This window comes from Parasulfitobacter algicola, assembly GCF_013315265.1.
GTDB classification, from domain to species: Bacteria; Pseudomonadota; Alphaproteobacteria; order Rhodobacterales; family Rhodobacteraceae; genus Parasulfitobacter; species Parasulfitobacter algicola.
Window position 1 is genome coordinate 1 of record NZ_JABUFE010000032.1, and the last position, 7,289, is coordinate 7,289.

3 protein-coding genes and 2 pseudogenes are annotated in these 7,289 nt (G+C 47.1%); all 5 read right to left on the reverse strand.

Features of this window, described 5'->3' with window-relative positions; all coding sequences use genetic code 11:
* Window positions 1-743: 743 nt before the first annotated feature.
* Window positions 744-1,076 (reverse strand): annotated as a pseudogene (locus HRQ87_RS19745) (ATP-binding protein); the annotation flags it as partial.
* Between the two features lie 270 nt (window positions 1,077-1,346).
* On the reverse strand, window positions 1,347-4,220 hold the full coding sequence (locus tag HRQ87_RS19750; protein WP_174140167.1) for a toxin VasX: 2,874 nt from the start codon (window positions 4,218-4,220) through the stop codon (window positions 1,347-1,349).
* Window positions 4,207-5,445, reverse strand: a complete 1,239-nt coding sequence (locus tag HRQ87_RS19755) for a DUF4123 domain-containing protein (RefSeq protein ID WP_174140168.1) — start codon at window positions 5,443-5,445, stop codon at window positions 4,207-4,209. The genes HRQ87_RS19750 and HRQ87_RS19755 overlap by 14 nt, the downstream gene beginning before the upstream one ends.
* A gap of 128 nt (window positions 5,446-5,573) precedes the next feature.
* Window positions 5,574-5,915: an IS110 family transposase gene (locus tag HRQ87_RS19760; protein ID WP_343035430.1), complete on the reverse strand. Its 342-nt coding sequence runs from the start codon at window positions 5,913-5,915 to the stop codon at window positions 5,574-5,576.
* Between the two features lie 937 nt (window positions 5,916-6,852).
* Window positions 6,853-7,289, reverse strand: a pseudogene (locus tag HRQ87_RS19765) (Fic family protein); the annotation flags it as partial.

Below are 7,289 nucleotides of genomic sequence, written 5' to 3' on the forward strand. Positions count from 1 at the left end.
TGCCTTTGCTATCCACAATGCAAAGCGCACATGACCTTAGCGAAACATCCAGTCCAACGTAGTATTCCATCGTCTATGCATTGCCAAAACAACCATTTTGGCGGACAGTTGAAGAAGCGCAGTGCGGGATAATGACCTTCGGTCAGACCTCGGTGTCGACTAAAGGGTTTGACTACATAATAATCGTGGTCGTGTTTTGAGAAACGACCGGAGCCAGCAATTGAACACAAAAGTACGGGTTATTCCTGATGACAAGGTCATATTGTGCCGCCGTGGAGTCAGGTGCCCAGGAAGCGCAATCTCTCGTGGCTGGATGGTCCGCAGTCTGTTCCGTCTGTCTTTGCTGCCGATAGGGTGCGCGCTTTTATTTCTTGTGGCCATCGGGATATTATGGATGCTTTCATCGGGCCTCTTCACGGCAGACCCTATTGGAACATGCTCCAGATACAGTGTCTTGGGATGTGGGGATGATGGTGTCTTCGGGCCATCTGATCTGATCACGTATATCCTGTATATCAGTCTCTACGTCTTTTGGGTCTGGGCGTTATATCGCATCCTTGGAAGCGCAATCGCATACTACGTCACAAGTGCGAAACGGGTAATCGAAGTATACCGGCGCGGTAAGACATGTTCAGGTCAAGTTAAAGAGCTTGACCACGTGCTGGATGACGTTACCGAATGCCCATTTTACGATCCTGAATACTGGTGTTCCCTTACGTAGGGGATGGTTCTTGCTGATCGCTAGCCGTAGCGATATGGCTTTTGCCGGTGCCAGGTCCACCAATTAGGACGACGTTTTCCGCATTCTCTATGAACTCACCACGATGAAGTTGTCGGACGGTGGCCTCGTTGATGTCGCTCGACGTAAAGTCAAAGCCAGCGAGGTCTTTGTACGATGGGAGGCGCGCCACCTTGGTGTGATAGGCAATCGAACGCACCTCCCGTTCTGCCATCTCCGCTTTGAGCAGTTGGGACAACATGGGTGTGGCGGCATCAAACGCTGGCGCACCTTGTGCAACCAGATCATCGACCGCGTGCGCCATTATGTCCGGTGAGCTCACTCCATTTCGAGACATCGTCGGCGAACGCTGAACCAACCAAACCTTCCAGGGGTCGATTACGGCTCAGTGCCAAATTGTACGTTAAGAAAATAAGCTATTGAAAAATATAGATAAATTCTTTCGGACAATTCGGCAAAGCTAGAAATTTAGCAGATTGCAAGCTGTTGATTTTACGACATAAAATTCCTTAGAGTGCTTTTCTGCACTGAGCCGGAACAGACCCCAAGTGCACTGGCCGTTCTAGTCATGGTGGGCAGAGATATAAGTCAGATCAGGTCTGAAGTTTTACAACCGAAGAATTTTAACGGTCTCAAAAGGCACGCCAGTTTTTTTGCCTACAAGTTTTGCAGTAATACGAATGCTACGATTATCATTTATCGGTGTGAAGCGTACGATCATGGATACACTGTCCTTGATAAACTCTTTCGTAATATTTTTAACGTCTTTTCCTATGTCAACGGTATGCACTCCACCATAAGTAAGTGGCATAGGCACAACCGAAACTGAGAAATGTTCAACCTCAACAGAAACCAGACCTACTTCTCCGTTCTCTAAAGCTGGCGTCGTAATCATTACGCTGTTCGTCCCTTTGCCCAAAGGTTCGATAACGGGTGCCCAGGTTAGCTCTCCGAATTGTTCCATTTCTTCGGCGAAGTAATCAGAAACTTTTCCAGTCGTTTTTGATATAGTCTCCAAACGTCCTCGTGATCGGCGTACTTTTTGATCTGCGGTTACATTACCATCAAATTTCTTTGCAATATCAATCTGCTTGTTCATACTTGGCCTTTGAGTAAGATCCCAATATTCACTATAAGATCCCCAGAAACTTGTCCTGATAACATCTTCAATCTCATTGTAGCGCATTGATGAAATCCAGTAACTGAAGCCAATTATAATGGCACCGACCAAGGCAATAGCCCAACCAAAGCCAGGCAGAAACATTAACCCGCCAATCAGCATTCCAATTCCACTTACAATATCGACATTGTCTTCCCTTTCTATACCGTGTGCAATTGTCCCGATTGAGCCGATTGACCCTACGATAACGGATGTCGGCCCTAAGAATTTACCAAGAAATCTGCCAACACTGCCGCGTGTAGCGAAGATATGGTTGTTCATCTTCAAGGCATTTATTTTATTGAATTTTTTACCTATGTTGACAAAAGCATCATCGTATAAAGTCTGCAAAAGTTTACCAGAAATTGTTCTTTTTGAATGTGGAGTACTCCGCACCACGTCAATCATCGAATAGGTTGCATCAATAACCCATATAGTCACAGAAAACAGCTTATATGTTTTGCTTTGGAAAAACGATGCAACATCACCCTTTTTGAAGTGCGGGTTTTCTTTTTGCTGTGCCTGGATGGTATTATACAAAGCCCAGACAGACATGCATAATCCGAAAAACCCATATGCCTTTTCACCATACGCGATTTTTTTATCTGCGGTTACGCCGCCAACAAACTGAATATGAGTTTCCGTTTGAATAATCGGTATATTTGCTTTCGGCCCCGCGGAAATCGATTGTTTTACACGCATTGCAGCACTCTGCGGCATCTTTTGCCCAGCCTTTTTCAGCCGTTTTAGATCTTCTTTGGTGTAAACCTTTCCGGCATCATCAGCTGCCAGAATAGTTGCATCCACTGAGATTGGCTTATAATCACCCGCATGTCCGGTTAAAAATTTTACCGCATCATCAAGATCCATTTGCGCCAAAGCAATTTTAGGCTGTCGTATCTTATCATTTGTTTTTGCAGCAGCTGTAATTGCATCATCCCACGATGCGATATTTTGTTTGCCGATACTTAAAGTCCACGCCAGGTCCGAAGAAATCGCCTTAAAGAACATTCGAAAAGCGTACTGTCCTTTACGAAGCTTTTCGTAGATTTTTCGCCGCATACCGCTCCAGATTTTCCGTACTGTATTCAACATTTTATAAAGACTGGGCCCAGGTGATTTTACATTATCTCCTAACCCTTGACGAAGCGCAGCAGACCCATATGCATTGAAATTAAGCGCCTCGGCTACGCAATTTCCCAAAAGAGCAAGATATTCTGCGGCCGCAACATCCCCCTTTTCACCTTCTACTGCGGCCAGATCTGCATGCTTGCCATACATCCAGTTACCTTCATCACACACATGCCTTTTAATGGCAGTCACAATGAATTTTGAGGCATTAGCCATCTCCTTTGAGTGGTCGTCCAGTTTTTTATACTCTGTCAACCATCCTTCGCGTAACGCATGTTTGTTCATATTGTACCACTCATCACGAGTTGGCAGTGTATCCTTGATGGCTAAGCAGAACTTGCCCATGCTCAATGGATAAATATGTTCTGCGTTAAAATTTTTTTGCTGCCACTCAAGTTGTGCCAACCGGTAATGCATTTCTAACAGATCCCCAACCGGATCAAAAAGTGCCACCAATGCAACGCATTTATTATCTCCACCGGTTAGATTGGCTGGGTTTTTAATACGTTCAAATCCAGTTTGAGATAACTGAAGGCGATAATGGAGAGAGTCATTCACTGGCCCCATCGTATCTTTACAGACTGGATCAGATTTGTATTCCTCGACAAGTTCCGGGATCCTGTCAGCCTTGGCTGCCCATTTGTTTTCCCCGCGAAGATTGACAGGCTGCATGATCTGTTTACGGAAAGCTTCCTGATGACCTTTGCGGAAAAAACTTGGAGGCCATTTATGTTCTGAATAAGCAATCCAGATTTTGCTGGCTGATTTCGGCAACCAGCAATAGGGTCGTGAAAGTTTTCCGTATTTCCATTTGCCTTCGCCGTAATGCTGCGTCCACTCATATTTGGTAAAAGAATAAGGATTTCGAGTATAAGTATCTGTGTCGGCCGGTTCGAGACAGGAATTCAGATCATTTCCTGAAGTCGCATAGCGAAAAACATGCCAGATCCCGTCGCCACTACTGCTACCATCCGTCTCTTCGGGGGCTTCGACAAAAATATATACATACCCCTGGCGTATTGTGCGAATGATATAGCTGCCTAGATCATCAATACTTTTTGGTTTTTTGACTTTGTCTAGATCATAGGGAAGTTGTGAAAACCGCACCGGTAAAATCGGTATATGCTTTTCTGTGCAATAAAAGACGTCTTCTTCCACATCATCTGAAGGCGAAAAATCATCGTAACTCATGTTGTTCCTCTATTAGCTCTAATGTCGCATCAAGGATCACACCGGCCCGTGTAGCATCAGCCAGACTTTCGACATCGTGACCTTTTAGCCGGGACAGAACAGTCGCCTCGGATAAACCGGCCTGTTCTATCAAAAACAGGGTTTCCATTTGTTTGGCCAAACCACGTTCACTCCAATATCCACGATCGCGGGCCTGACGGTAAAGTAACTTAAGGTACGTCTCGGGTACCTCGGCATTGTGATGGCCCACCAGAAGTTTGCCTACATTGTCGATAAATGTCTGGCGCTTTTGTAATCGGCAATGTCGTCGAAACTGCGGGAAAAACGACGTCGATGGGAAGGTCTCGTTTTTGGCCTTCTTGCGCACAGCCACCCATTGATCCCCATCCAGGCGGCATATAACCGACTGTATAGGATTGAAAAAATCACGGGGAAACGGGCCTTGCGGATAATCAATCAGATACGTTCGAAACATCGGGTCCCAAAACCGTAGATAGAACCATTTATCGTTATGATCGCGGATTTTGGTGAATTTTCGCAGATGCGCCCACAAAGTATCGAAATTCGCGTCACTTCGCAGAAAAAGGCAGGCATCCTTTTGGTAATAATGCCAATGATAATTCTGCTTTGTAAGCGTCAGAAAATCGCGCAAAAGACGGTCATGATCGCCAAACCTAATCAGGTAAGGCGCAACATCTTTAAAATCATCCGCCGCTTTTCCTTTGAAAAGACACCGATACTCTACATCTTCATTTGGCAAACGCGTTGCCAGGTCTGGAATTAAAGCCGTATCAACCACCGCATAAAGACTGCCCATGTTTTCAGCAAAGAACGTATCTTGCAAATCATCTGGGATCGTCTTTTCAGGAAAAATACCGAATTGATCATCAAGTGGCTCGACTCTTCCTAAAGTGTTTAGATCAAGTCTATTATCTGCTGAGGGAACATCTTGGGACTTACCGCGAATAATCAATGCATAGGGGGTCTTTGAGTCCAAGAAAAAGCCAAGTTCAAACAATTCATGATCTGTCCCATTGACCTTTGACCACTCATCAATTCTGAGCGGGCCCTCTGACCACTTCAAGTTATCGGGTAACGCTTCAATACTTAAAACGGTGGAGGCTATATCATCTTCATCTTTACTGATTATAGCTATGTCGCAGGAAAACTCACTTGATGCATGTGTCATGCGTCCAAGCCAAGTCGTTACCGCGGGAGAACTCATCTGAACAACTGTATCCCAAAAGAAATGATTAATTAGTTAGTTATTGGCTAAACACGCCATGACTTTAACAAACTACCCAAGCTATAATCAGCGTAAGTTCGCCATGTAACATTTACAATAAGAATCTCCTAAAAAGACCCAGTCAGCTCGCATAACAATGCGGATTCAGTAGTTGAGATAAGCTCCTCGAAAATCAATTGCTGATGTGTGAAGCGGAACCGCCGCAGCTCCGCGGACCACCGTCGGTGGCGCTGTGTCCAGTATTTCCCGCTCTCGTATCGCAACCCATGACGCAGTAGAAAGCTGGGCAAATGCTGTTTTGCGACCTTCACCGCATCCACAGCTTGTTTGCGGGTTCGGATGAGATCGCGCATCGCCTCTTGTTTCTTGTCGGGCGTCCAGATCGGGGTCAGTTCTTCGGCGCGCCAAAGTCGTGCATGCATCTCGGCGTCCCTTCGATCAGTCTTCACCCGTGTCTGACTTCAGCACCTACCGGACAGATTTAGGGGTTTGAGCAACGGAGGATTTCTGTAAGCGGTTCGCGGCGCATCTGGCATGGCTGTACTTCAGCCACGGAATCATCACACACATGGCTTCATTTATTCAGTCGTAACAGCGTTCACGAACGCCCGACAACATGGTACTCTGGTCACCAGGTTAATCGAGAAGCCGGATGCACCGAACGATGAAGAACGGGCCTAAATGTTGACAAATGACGTCAATTGGTCTAGATCAAACAACACGTAAGGGCATGTGCTATGTGTTTGCTGCATTCAACAGCATGGCATCCGACGTCAGCTTTAGCAGCAAAGCTGTTTTTCACGAGGTCTCACGACCACTCCGAACCCTAAGTGCTAAGGAAGCGCCTTTAGTGGACTAATTATGAAAAGGGTTGGCGAATGCCAACCCTTTTTGTTTGCGATCGAGGGGGTCGAGTGGAGAGTCGACCTCGCGCTGGATTGTCCGGAACAAAAAGCGAACAATTTGTTGCAACCAAGTAGAAATGTCACCGGGTTTGCAAAGCAGAAGTGTCACCAAGAGCGCAAGCGGTAGCAAAGCCTGACAGGGCGGAGACCTCACATATCGCAGTCCTGGCTGGCTTTGCGGGGGCAGGGGGGGAGCGGACGTTTGCAATCAAAGCAGCGAAGGTCTCGAAAGAGATGGGATGGTTGCCGCCCTCCCCATATGCGCGGATGCTACTCAGATCGACAAATCGGTCAATCGACCGCAGCAGATGATCTTGCGGGACATGATCGTCCAATGAGAACTCATAGAACAGCGCCGCTTGCGCTTCCTGTCTTGGTCCCATCATCGCAAATCCCTCCTCATGAAGGAATTGAATCAGCAACTTACGCGTCGATCAAGAAGAGTTTTTCAACGAAATAAGCCCTCCCCTCCGCCGATGCACTAGTCACCCGGCCCCTCAAGTTTGAGCCAGTAGCGGGTATAACGGCGTTCCCCGGTTCGCGTGAGGGCTCCGATTTCGACAAGTTCCTGCAGATCCCTGGTCGCGGTTGCCCGCGATGTCCCGGAGATCGAGATATAGTTCTCGGCGCTCAGGCCACCTTTGAACCCGTCCGGCCCCTCCCGGAACATTCGCTCGATTACCTTGGCCTGTCTTTCATTCAACGCGTAGCGATGCCGGTCGTAAAAATGTGCCTTGGCAATGAAGAAGCACACACGGTCCAGGGTGACCTGCTGCGCTTCCAGAACCGCCTCTGCAAACCAAACCAACCAAGGTGTGACATCCAGCGTCTTCTGGTGCCGCTCAAGCTGATCATAGTAGTCTTTCCGCTTTCGTTCGATGGTAAAGGCGAGCGCAATGAGGCTCGGCTGGCCAATAT

Coding starts and splice junctions, on each gene's coding strand:
- HRQ87_RS19750 (WP_174140167.1), bottom strand. CDS start 4,220: ATGAGTTACGATGATTTTTCGCCTTCAGATGATGTGGAAGAAGACGTC.
- HRQ87_RS19755 (WP_174140168.1), bottom strand. CDS start 5,445: ATGAGTTCTCCCGCGGTAACGACTTGGCTTGGACGCATGACACATGCA.